The organism is Runella sp. MFBS21, assembly GCF_029433105.1.
In the GTDB taxonomy this organism is placed as follows: domain Bacteria; phylum Bacteroidota; class Bacteroidia; order Cytophagales; family Spirosomataceae; genus Runella.
Window position 1 is genome coordinate 61,520 of sequence record NZ_JARNTW010000015.1, and the last position, 20,266, is coordinate 81,785.

Below are 20,266 nucleotides of genomic sequence, written 5' to 3' on the forward strand. Positions count from 1 at the left end.
AAGTTTTCAAGAAGAAAATAGGTTTCTTGAAAGACATACAAAAACAGACTTAAAGCATTATAAAAATATTTTCAAAGTAGGGTAAAGTGTGTAGCATTGACCTCGCTCCTTTGGAGCGGGGTCATGTTGTTTTATATACCTATTCGAAAAAATCTTTGTTTTTGGCTCAATTATTGCCCATTTAGACAAAATCCTTCCCAATAAAGCTTCATATGGGTACTTTTCCATGAAGGGAAGACTAGTCAATCTCCTATAAACCAGTCACTTATCGCAAAAGTATATTACATACCTTACCTTTATTTATCCTTTAAGACTATTTAGTGGACATATTGGTATGTTTTTTGATACTAGAATAGACATTATCATGTTAAATAGGTTCTCTATTTCTTCCGATAATCAAGTCAATCTATTCAATAGCACATTTATTCAAAAAACTATGTACACTCTATACAAGCGTACGTCCTTAATCAATGTAGTTTACATTCCCAAAAACACATTCTCTATCCTTATAGTTTTACTTTTAGGTTTACTAGGAAAGAGCTTTGGGCAAACTGTGGAAGGAACAGTTTTTAGAGATTTCAATGCGGATGGGCAAATCACTAACACCTCCACTTTCAATGAAATAGGTGTGCCTAATATATTGGTTAGTGCATTTAGAGCCGATGGTAGTTTGGCAGACTCTGTCCGTACAGCTTCAGATGGTAGCTATGTTCTTACAGTAGGTAGCACGGCCGCTTTTCGTATCGAATTTAAAGATTTTTTAATCGGTGATTTTGAAGGTCCTTTTGCAGTTTCAGGAAGCCACACTTCTGTACAATTCGTCAATGGAGGAAGTACAGGAATAAATCTAGGCATCAATTACCCTGCTAATTATTGTGAAACGGAAACTCCTCAAATGGTAACGACCTGTTTTGTCGCCGTTAACACTGCTATTGGGAGCTCTTCCTTGGGAGATCGTGATGCCTTGGTAGGTGCAGCTTACAATGCAACAGATGATAACAAAGTCATCTCTCACTATGCTACCGTCAATGATATCGGCTCTGCATGGGGATTGACTTATAAAAGAGAAACAAAACAACTTTTTTCAACAGCTTTTACAAAACGTCATATTGGATTTACGCCCAAAGGGCCTGGTGCTATTTTTGTTACAAATATTAATAGCCTAGACACGACTACTACTGAGTTTTTTAATTTCGGAACTGTGGCGGGAGTAGATATGCATACTGATGTACCCACTGAACTAAGCGGTGGAAGACTCGATAGCTATGATATTCCTGCCTACGATGCCGTCGGAAAGGTTGGTTTGGGAGATATTGATATTTCGGATGATGGCAAAACGCTATGGCTCACCAACCTTTCCAACCGAAAATTGTACTCACTCGACATCGCGACAAAAGATACAGTATCATATACGATTCCTAACCCATGTGCCGGTAAAAGCTATCGGCCTTTTGCTACTAAATTTTACCGAAACAAAGTGTACGTAGGGGTCGTATGTACGCGTGAAGATGCTTCTACTAAAACAGATAGCGCAGGTTTAGCCGCCACGGTCTATGCTTTCGAAAATGGCACGTTTAGTCCGGTTCTCAATTTTCCTCTTACGTATGTTAAAGGCGCAAGTAATGCCGATGTCTCAGGAATTGCGCGAGCAGAATTGTGGCGCCCTTGGATTCAAGATTATAATCCAGACCGCACAGGGCCTGTCAGTTTCCCTCAAGCTTGGTTGACAGATATTGAATTTGATGTAGATGGGTCTATGCTACTCGGTATTCGTGACCGTTTTGGGGATCAAGTAGGTTATCAAAACAGGAAACCTATCCAAGACGACCCTGATTTTATAAGTGGAATTACCCCTGGAGAAGTATTAAGAGCGGGTCCATGTGGTCCAAATGGCACTTGGCTCATCGAACAAAATGGTTCTGTCTGTGGTAGTACTCCTTCTTCTAACCAAAGCTCAGCCAATGGCCCTGGCAATGGGAAATATTACTGGGGAGACCGTGTCCAAAACGGAGACAATCACCGTATGAGTTCGCAAGGCGGTATAGCAATATTAGCGGGAAGTGGTAAACTCGCTATGACAGCAGTAGACCCTACTGATGTATTTAACACTGGTGGTATCAAACGCCTCATCAACTCGAATGGAAATAAAGACGGTAACGCCACTGGAACCTCAGTCAATACAAATGGAGGCGTCGTATTGTACGCAAGTGATGCTTTCGGCTACGGCAAGGCCAATGGAGTAGGTGATTTGGAAATCCTCTGTGCTCCTCAACCTATCGAAATCGGAAACCGCATCTGGAAAGACTTGGATAAAGATGGTATCCAAGATGCCAATGAGCCTGGTATTGATGGCGTCACAGTTACACTTTGTGACTCTACTGGTGCTACTATTGCATCCGCACAAACTGCCAATGGAGGTCAGTATTATTTTTCTTCTGCCAACACTTCTGGAGGGCCTGCTTATGTCCAATATGAAGTTCCCTTAAAAACCAACACGAAGTATATTATTAAAATAGAAAACTACGCTACCCAAACCGCTCTTCTAAACTGCATCCCTAGCACAGCAAACGCAGGTAATGACAATATTGATTCTGATTTTGAGATAGAAGATAGTAACCTAAAATTTACTTTAATTACAGGAGGTGCTGGCGAAAACGATTTTAAAATAGATGCTGGCTTTATTGCCTGTGTTAAACCAAATGCAGGAAACGATACCAGTGCTTGTGCTGGTGTATCATCAATCAAGTTAAAAAGTGTTGTATCTCCCGAAAGTTGGATTCCTGCTGCGGGTAATCCTTTAACCATCAACGCCACTACAGGGGTAATCACAGGCGCAGCGCTCAATACTCCGGGTACTTATTCGTTCATTTTATTATATGAAGGATCATCTACTTGCGCTGATACAGTCAATGTAACCATACGTACAAATGTCGAAATCTCCGTTACATCTCCCCAAAATGCTGAGGTGTGTGCAGATGAAGGTAATGCCCAACTTGCCGTGAATGTGTCGGGAGGAAATTGGGCAAGCGTTTCAAACTACCCTGGTGTAGTCATAAACCCTTCTACAGGAGCCATTACAGGTCTTAATACGCCTGGTATATATAAGTTTGTATATTTAGTAGATACTACGCTCTATTGTCTTGATACCGTCAGTATCAATGTCAAGGATTGCTGTAAGCAACCAAGTTGGGAAATTACCGTACCCGCTACTTGCGCCGTAGAATCACAGACTTATTCCGTATCATTTTTTGTGAACAACAAAAATGGTATCATCAAAACCAACTACGGAACAATCACTGGTAGTAACCCCTATTCTGTCACTAACATCCCTAACAATTTTAACCTCGTCATCACCGATAGCCTCAACGCTTCTTGCGTTTTTGATACTACTATCACTGCGCCTGATTGTAGCTGTCCACAAGTATTACCCCTTACACCTAATGCCTCCGCTTGTATCGGCGATACTCTTCCTACCCTTAGGGTGAGTCTGGCTGGATCAAACACAAACGGTGTCACTATTGAGTGGTATAGCTCTAGTACAGGAGGAACGGCGCTTGCTACTGGGCTTTCTTTCAAACCAGCTGGAATTATTACTCAGAATGATACTTTTTATGTTCAACTCAACAATACTTCTGGACCTTGTATTGACCTTGATAGAGCTCCTGTAGTCGTGACAGCCCTTGACTGTCAAGTGGATATTACCCTCAAAAAGTTCGTTAACAAAAAAATAGCAGCCATCGGCGATACGCTAGTTTTTACTATCAAAGTCTGGAACCAAGCCGACAACAACGCCACAGGCGTCGAAGTCCTTGACTCGCTGCCCAATACCGTCGCATTTGTCAATGGGTCGTTTCTCGCTTCAAGAGGTAGTGCATCTTTCACTAACAATGTCATCACTTGGAACATCGGCAACATCGCCGCTAACGGAGATACCGTCACTTTGACTTACAAAATCAAAGCCGTCTCTCAAGGTTTACATTTCAATACCGCGCAGGTTTCTAAAACCAACGAAAAAGACAAGGACTCTACTCCGGGTAACAACGACGAAACCGAAGATGACATTGACCGTCAATGCTTTACTGTACCGGTCAAACTATGCCCAGGTGAAGTAGTAGAAGCTTCAGTGCCTGCTAAATATACCAATGTGCAATGGTTCCTCAACGGACAACCTGTCAACGCTGGTAATACCGTTTTATTTAGTGAGACGGGTAACTATACTTTCACCGCAACAAACAACAGCTGCCCCGCAGAAGGATGTTGTCCTATTATCATCGAACCTGGTGACAATTGTTGCCCAGAAAACATTTGTATTCCCTTCACTATCTCTAAATCGAAATAAGGAGAAAAGCCTATTTAGGTTATAATTCCCATCTACTAAATAATTAGGTAAAATCGAAAGACAAGCTAAGTCTCTCAGTTTTACCTGATTGTTTATATCCCTAACAATAAATTATAAAACCTTTAAGGCTATTTATTCCTACGATTGGCATATTTTTTGAGCGTAATAAAATTAGGGCAACGAATATTTCGTGCCAAATCGTAATGTGATATCTTAAAATCTATCATAATCCTTTAAAAACTTATCAATACTTCCCCTATTTCCTATCAATTAAGGAATAAACTATCCCAAAAAATCATTTTCACATTTTTAGCTTTTGTGGATAATTTATCAAAACCATATTTTTAATATAGAATAACTAGTTAATAGTCACCGATAGTGACTTTAGAACAAGCCAAGTTTTCCTCTTTCCAATAATTTTTCTTTTTCAATCTCATCTTATTAACATTATGAAAAATAGCTCTATTGCTTCTGAGAATGAAGAGGCTCCTTTTAGCAAGGGAGTATTCTCTCTTTTTTCTCAGGTGGGGACCAAGCTGTTGGTTTATCTGGTTTTGAGCCTTGCATCAATACCTGCCTTGGCTCAGGTCTGCCCACCCTCTAACGTTGTTAATCCCTACATAGGCGGGAAAGTGTTTTTGGATTATGCCCACGACGGGGTTTTTACTACAAACATCGACCAACCTATTGCGGGAGTCACCGTCACGGCTTACAATAGTGCCAATGCGGCCGTTGGTACAGCTACTTCAATTGCTGATGGGACTTATCTTATAGAGAGTGCTCAACTAAGCACAGGGACTAGTTATCGAATTGAGTTTAGCAACTTCCCCGCAGGGCATGAACAATCTTTTGCAGGAACCAACAATGGGACTTCGGTACAGTTTGCAGCAGCCAACAGCTGTAATATCAACCTTGCCTTAACCAATCCTGACTTTTATTGTCAAGCAGCACCTAAGTTTGTCACTAGCTGTTTTGTAGAGGGTGCCAACACAGGCAATGATGACGTCTTGATTTCGATGCATTACAATTCAACCCCCACCGCTAATGACGCTGGTGATGCCGTATTAATAGCTCACGAAGCGGTAGCAAGTGCTATAGGTACTACTTTTGGGCTAGCGTATCAAAGACACTCCAAAACTCTTTTTGCTTCTGCTTATATGAAGCGATACACAGGTTTTGGCCCGAATGGACCTGGAGCTATCTATAAAATTGACAATCCTTATGATGGCTCACTTTCGGGTTCATTGTTTGTTGATTTAAACACTCTTTTTGGTTCCGATGTATTTGGTGCTGACCCGCACGATTTCACTACATTGACATCAGGAGGAGATATTATTGATGCCAACTCTTACAACCAAGTAACAAGGATTGCATTCGGAGACCTCGATATTTCAGCAGACGAACGTACCCTGTATGGTATCAACCTCAACGACCGCTCGTTGTACATTATTCCACTTGGCAATGACCCTACCAACCCTACGCCCCCTAGTTCGTCGGCCGAAGTAACGGTAGTGCCTTTGGCAGATGCTGGCAATCCTTTGCCAGATTTACCTACTATCTCCGACAATTCCGAAATTCGCCCTTTTGCCCTAAAATATTACAAAGGTCTTTTGTACATTGGATTAGTAACCAATGGGCAAGCAGGAGGAGCTTTAAGAGGATTGGTTTATACTTTCAATCCTACCAATAGCGCATTCCAAAAGAAACTAGACTTTTCTCTTAACTACAACCGTGGTTGTGGATTTGGCCAAAATTCTACGTGTTATGGAAGTGCCAATTGGCAACCTTGGCACAATGCCAATACGCGCCCTACTCCCACAGTAAATGGTCAAGGCGAGCAAGGATATCCACAGCCTATTTTGTCCGATATTGAATTTGACGCCGCAGGAAATATGATTTTGGGACTCCGCGACCGTTTTGGCGAACAAGAAGGTAATGAATCTGCAGAGCCTACTTCTCCTTTCACACTTCGTAGAGGAGATGCATTTGGAGACTTTCTAAAAGCTACCACCAATGGCGAAAACTCTTGGACTATCGACATGGCCAATTTTACTGATCCTAGCACTGCGAGTGGTACTTCAGAGCCTGTTTTTGGAACTGATAATTATGGTCCAGTACAGGGCTATTATCATGAAGAGACAGGAATGGGAGGACTTGGGGTACTATTGAGAAGCAATGGACTCGTAGCCACGGTCATGGACCCTCGCACGGCTGCTTTTTCCAACGGAATTGATTGGTATGATTTATCCACCGCGGGCGTAACTCAGACTAAGGCCATTACTGTTCTTACAGGAGGTAGTTTCCCCTTCGGAAAAGCTTATGGGTTAGGCGAAATTGAGTTTATTTGTGACTTGGCCCCTATCCAAATCGGTAACCGCGTATGGAAAGATGCCAACAAAAATGGCATCCAAGATGGTGATGAAGTCGGAGTAGATGGGGTAGAGATTGAATTGTACAAAGGTACGTCGGCTACTGGTAGCCCTATTGCTACTGCTACTACCGCCAATGGTGGCCAATGGTATTTTAGTGACAAAAACGCGGCTGGAGTAACTTGGACAGGTACAGGTGCTGATACTACACTCATACCTAATACTGATTATACCATTAAAGTAAAAACTGCTTTGGGAACAGGGGCGCTGGCTACTTGTGCGGCTTTCTCTATCAAAGATGCCCCTAGCGCAGGCGTAGCTGATGTGGCTGATAGTGATGTAAACCCTGATGGAACTATTGTTTATAAAACAGGCAGTGAAGGTGTCAATGACCACACCCTCGACATCGGCGTTATTGAGCCAGTTGGTAGCCTTGGAGATTTTGTATGGAAAGATCTCAACAACAATGGAAAACAAGACGCCCTTGAGCCTGAGGTAGCAGGAGTGATTGTTCAACTCCTTCAAAATAGCAACGTCATCGCAACCGACACGACTGATGCCAACGGTAAGTATGGTTTCAATAATCTGTCGTCTGGGGCTTATCAAGTCAAAATTGTACTAAGCTCATTGCCTGATAGCTGCTTAATTTCGCCTTTGCAAAACGCCGCTGGTGTAGCCGATAGCCTAGATTCAGATTTCGACTCAAACGGTCTTAGCCAAATCGTCACTATCACCACTACTGGCTCGGGTATCAATAAAGACAATCCAACTATCGATGCAGGTCTTTTCTCTCCTAAAGGTAGCCTTGGAGATTTTGTATGGAAAGATCTCAACAACAATGGAAAACAAGACGCCATCGAGCCTGGGGTAGCAGGAGTGATTGTTCAACTTCTTCAAAATAGCAATGTCATCGCAACCGACACAACTGATGCCAACGGTAAGTATGGTTTCAGTAATCTATCGTCTGGGGCGTATCAAGTCAAGATTTTACTAAGCTCATTGCCTGATAGCTGTATTATTTCGCCTTTGCAAAACGCCGCTGGCGTAGCTGATAGCCTAGATTCAGATTTCGACTCAAACGGTCTTAGCCAAATCGTCACTATCACAGCTACTGGCTCGGGTATCAATAAAGACAATCCAACTATCGATGCAGGACTAGTAAATCCTTGTAAACAACCAAATTGGGAGATTACAACCCCAGCAGCCTGTGCTCCTCAATCACAGACTTATTCCGTATCGTTCTTTGTAAACAACAAAAACGGTATCATCAAAACCAACTACGGAACACTCACTGGTAGTAACCCTTATTCTGTCACTAACATCCCTAACAATTTTAACCTCGTCATCACTGATAGCCTAAACGCTTCTTGCGTTTTTGATACTACTATCACAGCGCCTGATTGTAGCTGTCCACAAGTATTACCACTCACACCTAATGCCTCCGCTTGTATCGGCGATACTCTTCCTACGCTCAAAGTGAGTCTTGTCGGATCAAACACCGACGGCGCTACTGTAGAATGGTATAGCTCTAGCACCGGAGGAACGGCGCTTGCTACTGGACTTTCTTTCAAACCAGCTGGACTCATTACTCAAAATGACACTTTCTACGTCCAAGTTAATAGCTCAACAAGTCCTTGTACCAATTTAGATAGAATGCCTATAGTGGTAGCAGCCCTTGACTGTCAAGTAGATATTACCCTCAAAAAGTTCGTTAACAAAAAAATAGCAGCCATCGGCGATACGCTAGTTTTTACTATCAAAGTCTGGAATCAAGCCGACAACAACGCCACAGGCGTCGAAGTCCTTGACTCGCTGCCTAATACCGTCGCATTTGTCAATGGCTCGTTTCTCGCTTCAAGAGGTAGTGCATCTTTCACTAACAATGTCATCACTTGGAACATCGGCAACATCGCCGCTAACGGAGATACCGTCACTTTGACTTACAAAATCAAAGCCGTCTCTCAAGGTTTGCATTTCAATACCGCGCAGGTTTCTAAAACCAACGAAAAAGACAAGGATTCTACTCCGGGTAACAACGACGAAACCGAGGATGACATCGACCGTCAATGCTTTACTGTACCCGTCAAACTATGCCCAGGTGAAGTAGTTGAAGCTTCAGTGCCTGCTAAATATACCAATGTGCAATGGTTCCTCAACGGACAACCTGTCAACGCTGGTAATACCGTTTTATTTAGTGAGACGGGTAACTATACTTTCACCGCAACAAACAACAATTGCCCCGCAGAAGGATGTTGTCCTATTATCATCGAACCTGGTGACAATTGTTGCCCAGAAAACATTTGTATTCCTTTCACTATTTCCAAATCGAAATCGGCTATAAAGTAAAACATACCAGATTTCATAAAATAAAAATAGGTGCGATTGCTCGCACCTATTTTTATTTTATGAAACACCTATTATTATCTCATAATCAACGATTTACATACATACCTTCATAATATTTCTGGTAATTCCCAGAAGTAACATTATCAAGCCATTCTTGATTGCTTAAATACCATTCGACGGTTTTAGCTAACCCTTCCTCAAAAGTAACTGAAGGCTTCCATCCTAGCTCATTCATAAGTTTAGAAGGGTCGATAGCATAGCGCAAATCATGACCTGCACGGTCAGTGACATAGGTAATCAACTCTGCCGATGTACCTTGAGAACGACCCAATTTTTCGTCCATGATATTACACAAGAGGTGCACCAAGTCAATGTTTTTCCACTCGTTACAGCCTCCAATGTTATAGGTTTCACCATTTTCACCTTTATGAAAAATCAAATCTATCGCTCGGGCATGATCTTCTACATAGAGCCAATCCCTCACATTTTCGCCTTTTCCATATACGGGCAATGGTTTATTATGACGAATGTTGTTAATCATCAAAGGAATCAGTTTTTCTGGAAAGTGGTTGGGACCATAATTATTAGAGCAATTGGAAATAACAACCGGAAGTTTGTAAGTATTATGATAAGCTCTTACAAAATGGTCAGAAGAAGCTTTAGAGGCAGAATAAGGAGACCGAGGGTCATATTTGGTAGTTTCCACAAAAAACTCCTTAGGATCATGAAGCTCCCCATAGACTTCATCGGTAGATACGTGATAAAACCTTCTACCTTCTTCTTTGCCCTTCCAAACTACGCGTGCAGCGTTGAGTAGATTAACAGTCCCGATGACATTGGTCATGACAAAAGCCATCGGATCAGAAATAGATCTATCCACGTGTGACTCCGCAGCCAAATGAACTACTCCCGTAAAATCGTGTTCTCTAAATAGATTTTCGATAAAAGCAGCATCCGTGATATCCCCTTTCACAAAAGTATAATTAGGCGCAGATTCGATGTCGGTCAAATTAGCCAAATTACCTGCATACGTAAGAGCATCTAAATTGACAATCTGCACATCTGCATATTGGTTCACAAACCGCCGTACTACATGTGAGCCAATAAATCCAGCTCCACCTGTGATGAGTATTTTTTGCATATTTTTAAGTCAATATTTCTAAGATTATTTTGACAAACGCTGTTGCCATCTCCACGCATCACGCAAAGAATCTTCTAAAGTTTTTTCGGCTTTCCAGCCCATTACTTTTTCTGATTTATCTACTTGGGCGTAGATTTGTTCGATATCACCGGGGCGACGTGGCCCAATCGTATAATTCAATGTAAGATTGTTGACTTTTTCGAAGGTCTGAATAAGTTGTAACACTGTCACTCCTTCTCCAGTCCCTACATTAAAGACATCATAATAATCCTCTTTATCAACTCCTGCCAACAGGGAAAGGGCTTTTACATGGGCTTTGGCCAAATCTACCACATGAATAAAATCACGAATGCAAGTACCGTCAGGGGTATTGTAATCACTTCCAAATACTATCAGCTTTTCGCGAAGGCCCGCCGCAGCTTGGGTCAAGAAAGGAACCAAGTTGCTAGGAACTCCCCTAGGAAGTTCACCTATAACAGCCGACTCGTGCGCTCCTATGGGATTAAAATATCTCAAAGCAATGGCTTTTAATCCTGCCTTAGAAACTACTACATCTCTGATAATATCCTCACAAATACGCTTAGTATTTCCATAAGGAGAGGCCGCTTCTTGGCGAGGGGTGGCCTCGGTCACTGGTAGATGTTCTGGCTGACCATACACTGTACATGACGAGGAAAACACAAAATTTTTCACCCCAAATTCCCGCATAATTTTGAGTAATAATATGGTCGAGCCTAAATTGTTTTCGTAATACATCAAAGGTTTTTCGACCGATTCGCCTACGGCTTTGCTTGCGGCAAAATGAATTACTCCTGCCAATTGTTCCTTTTGAAAGATTTGGCGTAGCGCCTCAGCATCATTGCAATCTGCTTTGTAGCAAACCACCGACTTTCCAATAATACTTTGGATACCTTCCAAAACTTTTTCTTCAGAATTGCTAAAATTGTCGATAATAATTGGCTCAAATCCCGATTGATAGAGCTCAACAACTGTATGGGAGCCAATAAATCCAGCCCCGCCGGTAACTAGAATTTTCATGCAGTGTGTAGAAAGAATGAGTGACAAAACTATAAAATTTGGGTGCTGAAAAAAAATTGTTTTTATTTAAAGCTCAGAATAGCGATACAATCTCATGAAAGAGCAAGAAATCAAAGCATTAGTTTCTCTTCTTGACGACGACGACAAGGAAGTGTCGCGATTGGTAGAGGGGGAAATCAAGAGGCAAGGCGAGAAAATTATTCCTTTTTTGGAAAATGAGTGGGAAAGTGCCGGCTTCAACCCGGCCGTCCAGCGCCGCATAGAGGAGTTAATTCATGAATTACAATACGAACAAACCCTCGAACGACTGGGACTTTGGCATCATGGTGGAGCTATTGATCTACTGGAAGGTCTATGGATTATAGCTACCTATCAATACCCAGACTTGCCTTTTGAAAAGCTAAAAAAAGAATTTGAACAGTTTTATTATGAAACATGGCTTGAGTTTAAAGTAGATATGCACCCTATAGACCAGATTCGGGCTTTAAACCATGTTTTTTTTACTAAACTAAAATTTGGTTCAAACACCAAAAGCTTCCATTCGGCGGGTAATTCTATGCTCAATATAGTACTCGACACCCGAAAAGGAAACCCCATTTCGCTTTGTTGTATTTATATGATTATAGCCCAACGGCTCAACATGCCCGTATACGGGGTCAACTTACCCAATCTTTTTGTGCTTACCTACAAGCAAGATAGCATTCAGTTTTATATCAATGTCTTCAACAAAGGTTTGGTTTTTATGCGGTCTGATATTGACCATTATATTGCTCAACTCAATATCAAATCCAACGAAACATTTTATCAACCGTGTAGTAATCTTGATATTTTGAAAAGAGTTTTGCGAAATCTTGCACTTGCTTTTGAAAAAACAGGCGATAGCGAAAAAATCAAAGAAATTGAACGGATGTCTGCTATTTTGAATGAGCCTTTGGAAGACCAAACGCTTTAGACTGCTAACACTCCCACAAAGTCCTCAATCTCAAATCGATGCAAACGATAATAATATCGCTGTGATTGATTACGGTGGCATATATATCCTTCCCAAAATTCGGTTTGGTCAGCAAAATCATGGATGAATATCTCTTGTTTGAAACTCAATTGCTTAGTGCCATATAGTTTATAAATGGCCTCTTTGGCACACCAATAAGTACAAAGTCTCCTAAAATCAGTCAAAGCGTACTTTTCTTCTTCTTCCGACAAAAATTTGGGTGCGACTCGCAAAAGCTTCGGCGCAACTCGCTCTAAATCTATTCCCAAAGGGGCCGACAGTGACAAACTCGCCACTACATATCGAAGCGTGTGGGTAAGCGAAATTTCGGCTACCCGATTCCGTAAATATGGTTTTCCATACTCATCTTTAACCATACCTTCGTAATGGAGGCCTTGGTTTTGGACCAAAGCTTGCATAGCCCGGCGTCCTGTTAGCCACTCAAGTTGTTTTTGGGGATGTGAAATAGTGATGTACTCTTGCCACTCCTCCGAAGTGACTACGATGTCTTGTTTTAAAGTTTCGATATTTTCGGCGATTTGCCAAACTAGAATTTTACAATCCTCAAAAACGCCCCACTCACGAACGATAGGCATAGAAGCAATGTTATGATTAAATTTGCGCAAAAATACCCAAATAGCATTTGATAGCGAAGTAATTTAAAAAAGCCGTCAAAATCCATATTTCATCAGCATGAATATTCTCTAAATAATTGACTGACTATCAAAACCATACCTTTACGCCATTTTCAATAGAAGAAGACAAAAATGATTCAAGTCCAAAAAATAGATACTTTTTCGGGGCATAGAGACAGTGTATATGCTCTGCAGCCCGCCTTTACACCTGAGCGTTTTTTTTCGGCAGGAGGCGATGGGCTTGTGGTTCAGTGGGATCTTACCCGCCCTGATTGGGGAGAAGTGGTGGCACAAGTGCCCGCGTCCATTTACTCACTTTCGTATCACGACCTTACGGGGCATTTGTGGATAGGCCAAAACTACGAAGGGATACAAATTATCAATCCTCAAAATAAGCAAATTGTAAGCTCTATCAACCTTACCAATGCCGCTATTTTCGACATTCAATTTTTTGAGGAGAAAGCATTTTTAGCACTTTCAGACGGTATTCTGCTGGTTTTAGATCAGGTTCATTTAGCAGTACGTAAACATATCAAAGCCAGTACCCAAAGTGCCAGATGTATTGCGATAAATGCCTATTCAAGAGAAATAGCCGTCGGCTATAGTGATCATTCTATTCGGATATTTGATACAGACGATTTTTCACTCAAACACACATTACAGGCTCATACCAATTCTGTATTTACGGTTTGTTATTCGCCTGATGGCCATTTTTTGCTGTCGGGTAGTCGCGATGCTCATCTCAAAATTTGGGAAGTAAAAAACCACTACGCACTTCATCAGGATATTGTAGCGCATTTGTTTGCTATCAATCACATCGTATATAGTCCCGACCAACAGTGGATTGCAACTTGCAGCATGGATAAGTCTATCAAAATATGGGAGGCCGATACCTTCAAACTCAAAAAAGTCATTGACCGTGCTCGTCATGCAGGGCATGGTACATCGGTCAATAAATTACTGTGGACACCTTATGAGCAGCAGCTTGTTTCGGGTAGCGACGACAAACGAATTTCGGTATGGTCTATAAAAAGTTCGTAACTTTGTCTCTCAAACGCTCATCCATTCTCTAACTACATATTTCTGAGCGCTTTATTTTGACAGACAGCCATGAAAAAATTTTTCCAATTATTATTACAAGCCCTTAAAGGAGAAGAACAAGAGTATACTACAGGAAGTATCAATCGCGCCATTTTTCTATTGTCTGTCCCCATGATTTTGGAAATGGTAATGGAATCATTATTTGCCGTAGTAGATATTTTTTTTGTTTCCCAAATCAATACCAATGCCGTAGCCACAGTCGGGCTTACTGAATCTGTGCTTACGCTAGTTTATTCGATAGCTATTGGCCTCAGCACGGCTGCCACCGCGATTGTATCTCGTCGGATTGGTGAGAAGCAATTGGCAGAAGCAGGTCATGCAGCCGCGCAAGTAATCTTGGTCTCGGTGATATTGGGGGTTGTGGTAGGAGTTAGCGGTTTTTTGGGAGCCGAAAATATCTTGAGAGCTATGGGTGGTAGTGAAGAGCTTATTGCTTCGGGTAGTAACTTTACCCGTATTATTTTTGCAAGTAGTCCCGCTATTATTTTACTATATACACTTAGCGGAGTACTTCGCGGTGGTGGCGATGCGGCTGTAGCGATGCGTTCGCTCTGGATTGCCAATGGACTCAACATCGCTTTATGCCCTTTATTTATCTTTGGGTGGGGTCCTATTCCAGCCTTTGGAGTAGCGGGGTCGGCAATTGCGACCACTATCGGTCGCAGCGCAGGCGTCTTGTATCAATTGTCTGCTTTGGCAAGTAGCAAAGGTGCAGTCCAAGTCCTGAGGTCTCAACTACGCCCTGATTTTGCAATCATTCGCAATCTCATAAGTGTAGCAGCAGGAGGTACTGGGCAGTTTATAATCGCTTCGGCAAGTTGGGTATTCCTGACTCGCATTTTGTCAGATTTTGGTCCCTCTATTGTCGCAGGTTATACCATTGCTATCCGTATTATTGTCTTTACGATTTTACCTTCCTGGGGTATGGCCAACGCCGCAGCTACCCTTGTGGGCCAAAATTTAGGAGCCAACGAACCCAGTCGCGCTGAAACATCGGTATGGCGCGCTGCTTTTTTTAATTTTTTATTTTTGGTAGCAGTAGCTATTATCTTCTTTGTATTTGCCAAACCAATCATCTCCTGGTTTAACCATGACCCAATAGCAGTAGCAACGGGGGTCAATTGCTTACGGATTGTATGCCTTGGATATTTGTTTTTTGCCTACGGTATGGTCATCAGCCAATCGTTCAATGGTGCAGGCGATACACTTACACCTACCCTGATGAATTTGGTATGCTTCTGGGCCATCGAAATCCCCTTGGCATACTTACTTGCAAAGAAATTAGCATTAGGTCCCGAAGGTGTTTATATTTCAGTGGCTTTTAGTGAATCTCTCCTCGCAATCATTGGAGTTATCCTGTTTAGAAGAGGAAAATGGAAAATGAAAAAGGTTTAATGCTTATGCCAAAGGCGTATCCTTTTGAATCACTGATAATTTCTCTAACTTTGTTGCCCATTTTTACGTGCGAATGAAAGAACAAATAGACCGTACTAAACTTCCTCAACATATCGCCATTATCATGGATGGCAATGGTCGTTGGGCCAAACAGCGTGGGGCTATGCGAGTTTTTGGACACCGCAATGCCATCAAAGCTGTAAGAGAAGCTACCGAAGGCTGCGCCGAATTAGGAGTCAAATATTTGACCTTATATGCCTTCTCTACCGAAAACTGGGGAAGACCTGAGGCCGAAGTAAGGGCTTTGATGGAATTGCTTGTGTATACTATTGGAGATGAGCTACCTACTTTATTGAAAAATAATGTAAAACTTGATTCTATTGGTGATACGCAAAGTCTTCCATCCTCTTGCCAACGCGAACTGCATGAAGCGATAGAACGCACCAAACACAATACTGGCCTTAACTTAATTTTGGCTTTGGGGTATAGTGGTAAGTGGGATATTGTACAAGCTACCCAGCAAATCGCGCGTAAAGTACAAGCTGGAGAATTGCGCCCAGAAGATATTACTGAAGACTTATTCAATACTAAATTAAATACTGGAGATCGTCCTGAAGTCGACCTTATGCTTCGTACGGGCGGCGACCATCGTATTAGCAACTTCCTCTTGTGGCAACTTGCCTACGCAGAGCTTTATTTCTACGACAACGTATTTTGGCCAGACTTTCGTCGTGAACATCTTTATGAAGCCATTCTTTCATACCAAAACCGCGAACGCCGCTTTGGAAAAACCAGTGAACAGATTCTAAGTGAAGCGAAATAAACCCCTTTTTTTTGCGTTATACCCTGTGGGAAAGAACCGTGAACCTATGAAAAAATTCAACCAACCTGCCAGATTAGCAATTTTCGTTGCTTTGTTAGTAAGTATTGCTATATCTGCATCAGCCCAACAATTAGGCTTGGGAAGTCGCCTTGCTCCTACTACCCCTACCCAAACAAACGAGGATTTACTTAGTTATGCTGCTCCCAAAGACTATGTCTTGGCAGAAATTATCGTAACGGGCAATCAATTCCTTGACCCTAACTCCATGATCTCGATGTCGGGGCTTAGAGTAGGTGATAAAATCAAAATTCCAGGCGATGCTATTACCACTGCTATCAAGAAATTGATGGACCAAAAAATCTTAGAAGATGTAGAAATCTTGGCCCGAAAAATAGAAGGCGACAAAATTTGGTTGGAATTAAGAATCAAAGAACAATCTCGTTTATTCAAGGTAACATTTGATGGTATTCGTAAAGGCGAGCAAGAATCTTTGAACGATAAAATCAAGCTTCCTAAAGGACGTATCATTTCCAATACTATGGTGAAAAACACACAGTTGGCAGTGAAACGTTTTTTTATGGACAAAGGCTTCTTGAATGTAAAAGTCAAAATTGCCCAAATCGCTGATACCGCACGGGGTAATGCCACCCTCAAGATATTTGTCACAAAAGGGCCTAAAGTAAAAATTCGTCAAATTGTATTTAATGGTAGAGAAGAAATTTATGAGCAAAAACTTCGGAATAAAATGAAAAGTACGAAACAAATGCGTTTTGGTCGTTTGTTTACTCCTTCAAAGTTTATTCCCAAAAAATATGACGAAGACAAAGAAAAACTCGTTGCATTTTATAATAAAAATGGCTTCCGTGATGCGACAATTATCTCAGATTCAATCATTCATAATCCAGACGGCAAGACCATAGATGTAGTTCTCAATATAGAAGAAGGTCCTAAATACTACATCAGAAACGTAACTTGGGAAGGCAATTATCTCTACACCGACGATCAATTGGGGAGAGTATTTGGTCTTAAAAAAGGCGACATCTATAATCCCGAAGAAATTCAAAAACGCTTAGAAGCTAATCCAGGACAAGATGTAAGTTCACAATATATGGACGACGGCTATCTTTACTACAACTGCCGTCCTGTCGAAAAAGCCGTCGAAGGTGATTCGATTGACATCGAAATGAGGATTTTTGAAGGAAAACAAGCTACCATCAACAAAATTATCCTTAACGGAAACACTAAAACGAGTGACCACGTAGTAATGCGGGAGCTGTTTACCTTGCCAGGGCAAAAATTCAGTAAAACGGAAATCATCAATACCAACCGCCAACTAGCTCAGTTAGGATATTTTGATGCCGAAAAAATCGGAATCAACCCTGTTCCCCACCCCGAAGACGGAACCGTAGACATTGAATATACAGTAGAAGAAAAACCAAGTGACCAAATTGAACTTTCTGGTGGCTGGGGCGGCTACATCGGATTTGTAGGGACGTTAGGGTTAGTGTTCAACAACTTCTCAACCCGAAACATCACCAACCTTAAAGCATGGAAGCCTCTTCCTGCAGGCGATGGGCAGAAGCTCGCCGTCCGATTCCAAGCTAGTGGTCGTCAATTTCAGACTTATTCGATTAGCTTTACAGAACCTTGGCTTGGAGGAAAAAAACCTGTCACTTTCGGAATTAACTTAAGCCGTACAGTATACCGAACTGTTGACCAGTTTAGCTTGTACACCCGTTCAAATGGTAAATTGAAGTTTTTAGGGGCTTATCACAATACCGGCGTAACCATATCTCTTGGAAAAAGACTTAAAGTACCCGATCGCTTTTTTGTGTTAAGTACCGCTCTTTCTTATCAGCGATATCGTATGGATAGCTTGGATTTGTTTAATATTGGCTACCCCAACGGTGTATCCAACAACCTCACGTTCAATCTTACGTTGTCTCGCAATACAATCGACAATCCTCAATTCCCTCGTCTTGGCTCGTCGTTTTCTTTGAGTGGGACATTTACGCCTCCTTACTCAGCTATCACTGGTCAAACAAGTTTCTCAAGCAATGAAAGCCGTTATAAATGGGTAGAGTACCACAAGTGGATGTTTGACGCCAGTTGGTTCCAAACCGTGGCAGGCAAACTGGTTTTGAGTACACGAGCTCACTTAGGTTTCTTAGGACGCTACAACAAAAATCTTTCTATCAGTCCTTTTGAGCGTTTTGTATTAGGGGGTTCGGGTTTAGCAGGATATGGTATGTTTGCCTTAGCACAAGACATCATAGGACTTAGAGGTTATACTGATCGCTCCCTAGTACCTATCTACAATACATTAAGTGCTACAGATGCCTCACAAGCCACTACTACTACTATAACTGGTGCTTCAAGCCTTGGAGGTGTTGCTTTTAGCAAATACGTCATGGAGCTTCGCTATCCTCTTTCGCTCAACCCTTCTGCTACTATTTTCGGGTTGGTATTTGCTGAAGCCGGTAACAACTGGGGTACTGATGCCCCTCAAAAAAAATACAAAGACTTTAATCCTTTTGATCTGAAACGTTCGGCAGGGGTAGGAGCTCGTATTTTTATGCCAGCTTTTGGACTTATCGGGATTGACTGGGCATATGGATTTGATGCAGTTCCTGGCCAAACCCAACGGAGCGGACCTCAATTCCACTTCACAATCGGGCAACAAATCAGATAAAATAAAGATTTGGTATATTCGCCATTGGCATCCAAAACCAATGGCGAATCTTTATATCCAAAAACCAAAAGAAATATGAAAACCCGTTGGCTTTTACTACTTTTGCAGTTCGTTTTGATAACGCACTCATTATCAGCCCAAAAATGGGGCTATATGGATTTGGAATACATAACCAGTAAAATGCCTGATTATCAAAAAGCTCAATCGGAATTAGACAAATTTTCAGATAGATGGGCCAAGGAAATTCAGGATAAATATGCCGAAATAGATAAACTTCAACGATTGTATCAAGCCGAAGAAGTGTTGTTGACAGATGATATGAAACGTAAACGTCAGCAAGAAATCATCGACAAAGAAAAAGAAGCAAGAGAGTATAACAATAAAATATTCGGTTTTGAAGGGATGTTGTTTCAAAAGAAAAAAGAAATTATCAAACCTATCACCGACCAAGTGTACAAAGCTAGTGAGCGCGTTTGTCGTCAGCGGAGACTTGACTTACTGGTAGACAAATCAAGCAATTTTGTAATTATTTATGCCAATCCTGTTCATGATTATACAGACTATGTATTAGAGGAGTTGGGGCTAGGGACTGACAATAAAAATAATAAAACCACCCCCGAAAACGTTAATACGCCTGCATCCAAACCCAATACCACAAATACCCCTAATAACAAAACAATCAAACCAAAACAGTAAATAAAAATGAAAAGCAAATTGATCGTGGCTGTTATGGCCATTCTAGCTTTAATCGGAAAAGAGACCCAAGCACAGCAGGCCGCCGCCCTCAAAATCGGTTGGACCAATGTAGATTATATCTTGTCTGTTTTGCCAGAGAGCAAAAAAATCCAAAACGAACTCCAAATTCAGCAGCAACAAATCGAAAAAGTGATGCAGGAAAAATCAAAAGAGTTTGAAGACAAGTACAAAGCACTACAACAAAACGCTACAAAATGGTCGGAGATTATTCTAGCAGATAAGCAAAAAGAGCTTCAGCGTCTTGAGCAAGATTTCCAAGAGTTTCAACGTACTTCACAAGAATCTTTGCAAAGAAAACAACAACAGTTGATTCAACCAGTATTGACAAAAATCAATACCGCTATCGATGAAGTAGGAAAAGAAAACAATTATACCTACATCCTCAACATGGACGGTGGTGCTCAAACTACCCCTATCATTTTGTATGCTGGCTCTGATGACTTAAATGTAAGCAACTTGGTATTGAAAAAATTGGGTGTAGATCCCGCAGAAGTTGAAAAACAACAGAAAGCCGCTGCTGAAGCTGCCGTTCAACAATTGCAACAACAGCAAAAGCCTACAACTCCTGCTACCAACCCTGCACCAGCTAACAAGCCTGCAACTCCTGCTAAGAAAAACTAATAAGGGTATTACCTTACCT

Annotated in this window: 12 protein-coding genes; 9 read left to right on the forward strand and 3 right to left on the reverse strand. The window is 41.6% G+C overall.

Annotation, left to right across the window (positions count from 1 at the left end):
- Positions 1–436 precede the first annotated feature (436 nt).
- Together P1X15_RS23200 and P1X15_RS23205 are read left to right on the forward strand one after the other, a co-directional pair.
- Entirely contained in the window at positions 437–4,339 is a 3,903-nt protein-coding gene (locus tag P1X15_RS23200; protein WP_277340530.1) for an SdrD B-like domain-containing protein, read from the forward strand.
- Positions 4,340–4,788: 449 nt separating this feature from the next.
- Positions 4,789–9,054: an SdrD B-like domain-containing protein gene (locus P1X15_RS23205; protein ID WP_277340531.1), complete on the forward strand. Its 4,266-nt coding sequence runs from the start codon at positions 4,789–4,791 to the stop codon at positions 9,052–9,054.
- 85 nt (positions 9,055–9,139) lie between these two features.
- Here the strand turns inward: P1X15_RS23205 and rfbB are convergent, their stop codons facing one another.
- Entirely contained in the window at positions 9,140–10,195 is a 1,056-nt protein-coding gene (rfbB, locus tag P1X15_RS23210) for a dTDP-glucose 4,6-dehydratase (RefSeq protein ID WP_277340532.1), read from the reverse strand.
- A 24-nt stretch (positions 10,196–10,219) separates the two neighbouring features.
- On the reverse strand, positions 10,220–11,233 hold the full coding sequence (gene galE, locus P1X15_RS23215; RefSeq protein ID WP_277340533.1) for a UDP-glucose 4-epimerase GalE: 1,014 nt from the start codon (positions 11,231–11,233) through the stop codon (positions 10,220–10,222).
- 94 nt (positions 11,234–11,327) lie between these two features.
- Between galE and P1X15_RS23220 the strand changes: the two genes are divergently transcribed.
- Positions 11,328–12,185, forward strand: coding sequence for a transglutaminase-like domain-containing protein (locus tag P1X15_RS23220; RefSeq protein WP_277340534.1), 858 nt, complete (start codon positions 11,328–11,330; stop codon positions 12,183–12,185).
- On the opposite strand, the gene P1X15_RS23225 is transcribed toward P1X15_RS23220, so the two are convergent.
- Complete coding sequence (locus tag P1X15_RS23225; RefSeq protein WP_277340535.1) at positions 12,182–12,820, reverse strand: 4'-phosphopantetheinyl transferase superfamily protein; 639 nt, start codon at positions 12,818–12,820, stop codon at positions 12,182–12,184. The two genes, P1X15_RS23220 and P1X15_RS23225, sit on opposite strands and share 4 nt — an antisense overlap.
- A gap of 171 nt (positions 12,821–12,991) precedes the next feature.
- On the opposite strand from P1X15_RS23225, the gene P1X15_RS23230 reads away from it, so the two are divergent.
- The 6 genes from P1X15_RS23230 (at position 12,992) to P1X15_RS23255 (ending at position 20,247) form a co-directional block, all read left to right on the forward strand.
- Entirely contained in the window at positions 12,992–13,900 is a 909-nt protein-coding gene (locus tag P1X15_RS23230; protein ID WP_409049701.1) for a WD40 repeat domain-containing protein, read from the forward strand.
- A gap of 69 nt (positions 13,901–13,969) precedes the next feature.
- Positions 13,970–15,355, forward strand: a complete 1,386-nt coding sequence (locus tag P1X15_RS23235) for an MATE family efflux transporter (RefSeq protein ID WP_277340536.1) — start codon at positions 13,970–13,972, stop codon at positions 15,353–15,355.
- Positions 15,356–15,428: 73 nt separating this feature from the next.
- Positions 15,429–16,178 carry an isoprenyl transferase gene (locus tag P1X15_RS23240; protein WP_277340537.1) on the forward strand — a complete coding sequence of 250 codons (750 nt, stop codon included), beginning with the start codon at positions 15,429–15,431 and terminating at the stop codon, positions 16,176–16,178.
- A 46-nt stretch (positions 16,179–16,224) separates the two neighbouring features.
- Complete coding sequence (bamA, locus tag P1X15_RS23245; RefSeq protein WP_277340538.1) at positions 16,225–18,870, forward strand: outer membrane protein assembly factor BamA; 2,646 nt, start codon at positions 16,225–16,227, stop codon at positions 18,868–18,870.
- Positions 18,871–18,945: 75 nt separating this feature from the next.
- Positions 18,946–19,566 carry an OmpH family outer membrane protein gene (locus P1X15_RS23250; RefSeq protein WP_028663943.1) on the forward strand — a complete coding sequence of 207 codons (621 nt, stop codon included), beginning with the start codon at positions 18,946–18,948 and terminating at the stop codon, positions 19,564–19,566.
- Positions 19,567–19,572: 6 nt separating this feature from the next.
- Entirely contained in the window at positions 19,573–20,247 is a 675-nt protein-coding gene (locus P1X15_RS23255) for an OmpH family outer membrane protein (RefSeq protein WP_028663944.1), read from the forward strand.
- The last annotated feature ends 19 nt before the right edge of the window (positions 20,248–20,266 follow it).

Coding starts and splice junctions, on each gene's coding strand:
- P1X15_RS23200 (WP_277340530.1), top strand. CDS start 437: ATGTACACTCTATACAAGCGTACGTCCTTAATCAATGTAGTTTACATT.
- P1X15_RS23205 (WP_277340531.1), top strand. CDS start 4,789: ATGAAAAATAGCTCTATTGCTTCTGAGAATGAAGAGGCTCCTTTTAGC.
- rfbB (WP_277340532.1), bottom strand. CDS start 10,195: ATGCAAAAAATACTCATCACAGGTGGAGCTGGATTTATTGGCTCACAT.
- galE (WP_277340533.1), bottom strand. CDS start 11,233: ATGAAAATTCTAGTTACCGGCGGGGCTGGATTTATTGGCTCCCATACA.
- P1X15_RS23220 (WP_277340534.1), top strand. CDS start 11,328: ATGAAAGAGCAAGAAATCAAAGCATTAGTTTCTCTTCTTGACGACGAC.
- P1X15_RS23225 (WP_277340535.1), bottom strand. CDS start 12,820: ATGCCTATCGTTCGTGAGTGGGGCGTTTTTGAGGATTGTAAAATTCTA.
- P1X15_RS23230 (WP_409049701.1), top strand. CDS start 12,992: ATGATTCAAGTCCAAAAAATAGATACTTTTTCGGGGCATAGAGACAGT.
- P1X15_RS23235 (WP_277340536.1), top strand. CDS start 13,970: ATGAAAAAATTTTTCCAATTATTATTACAAGCCCTTAAAGGAGAAGAA.
- P1X15_RS23240 (WP_277340537.1), top strand. CDS start 15,429: ATGAAAGAACAAATAGACCGTACTAAACTTCCTCAACATATCGCCATT.
- bamA (WP_277340538.1), top strand. CDS start 16,225: ATGAAAAAATTCAACCAACCTGCCAGATTAGCAATTTTCGTTGCTTTG.
- P1X15_RS23250 (WP_028663943.1), top strand. CDS start 18,946: ATGAAAACCCGTTGGCTTTTACTACTTTTGCAGTTCGTTTTGATAACG.
- P1X15_RS23255 (WP_028663944.1), top strand. CDS start 19,573: ATGAAAAGCAAATTGATCGTGGCTGTTATGGCCATTCTAGCTTTAATC.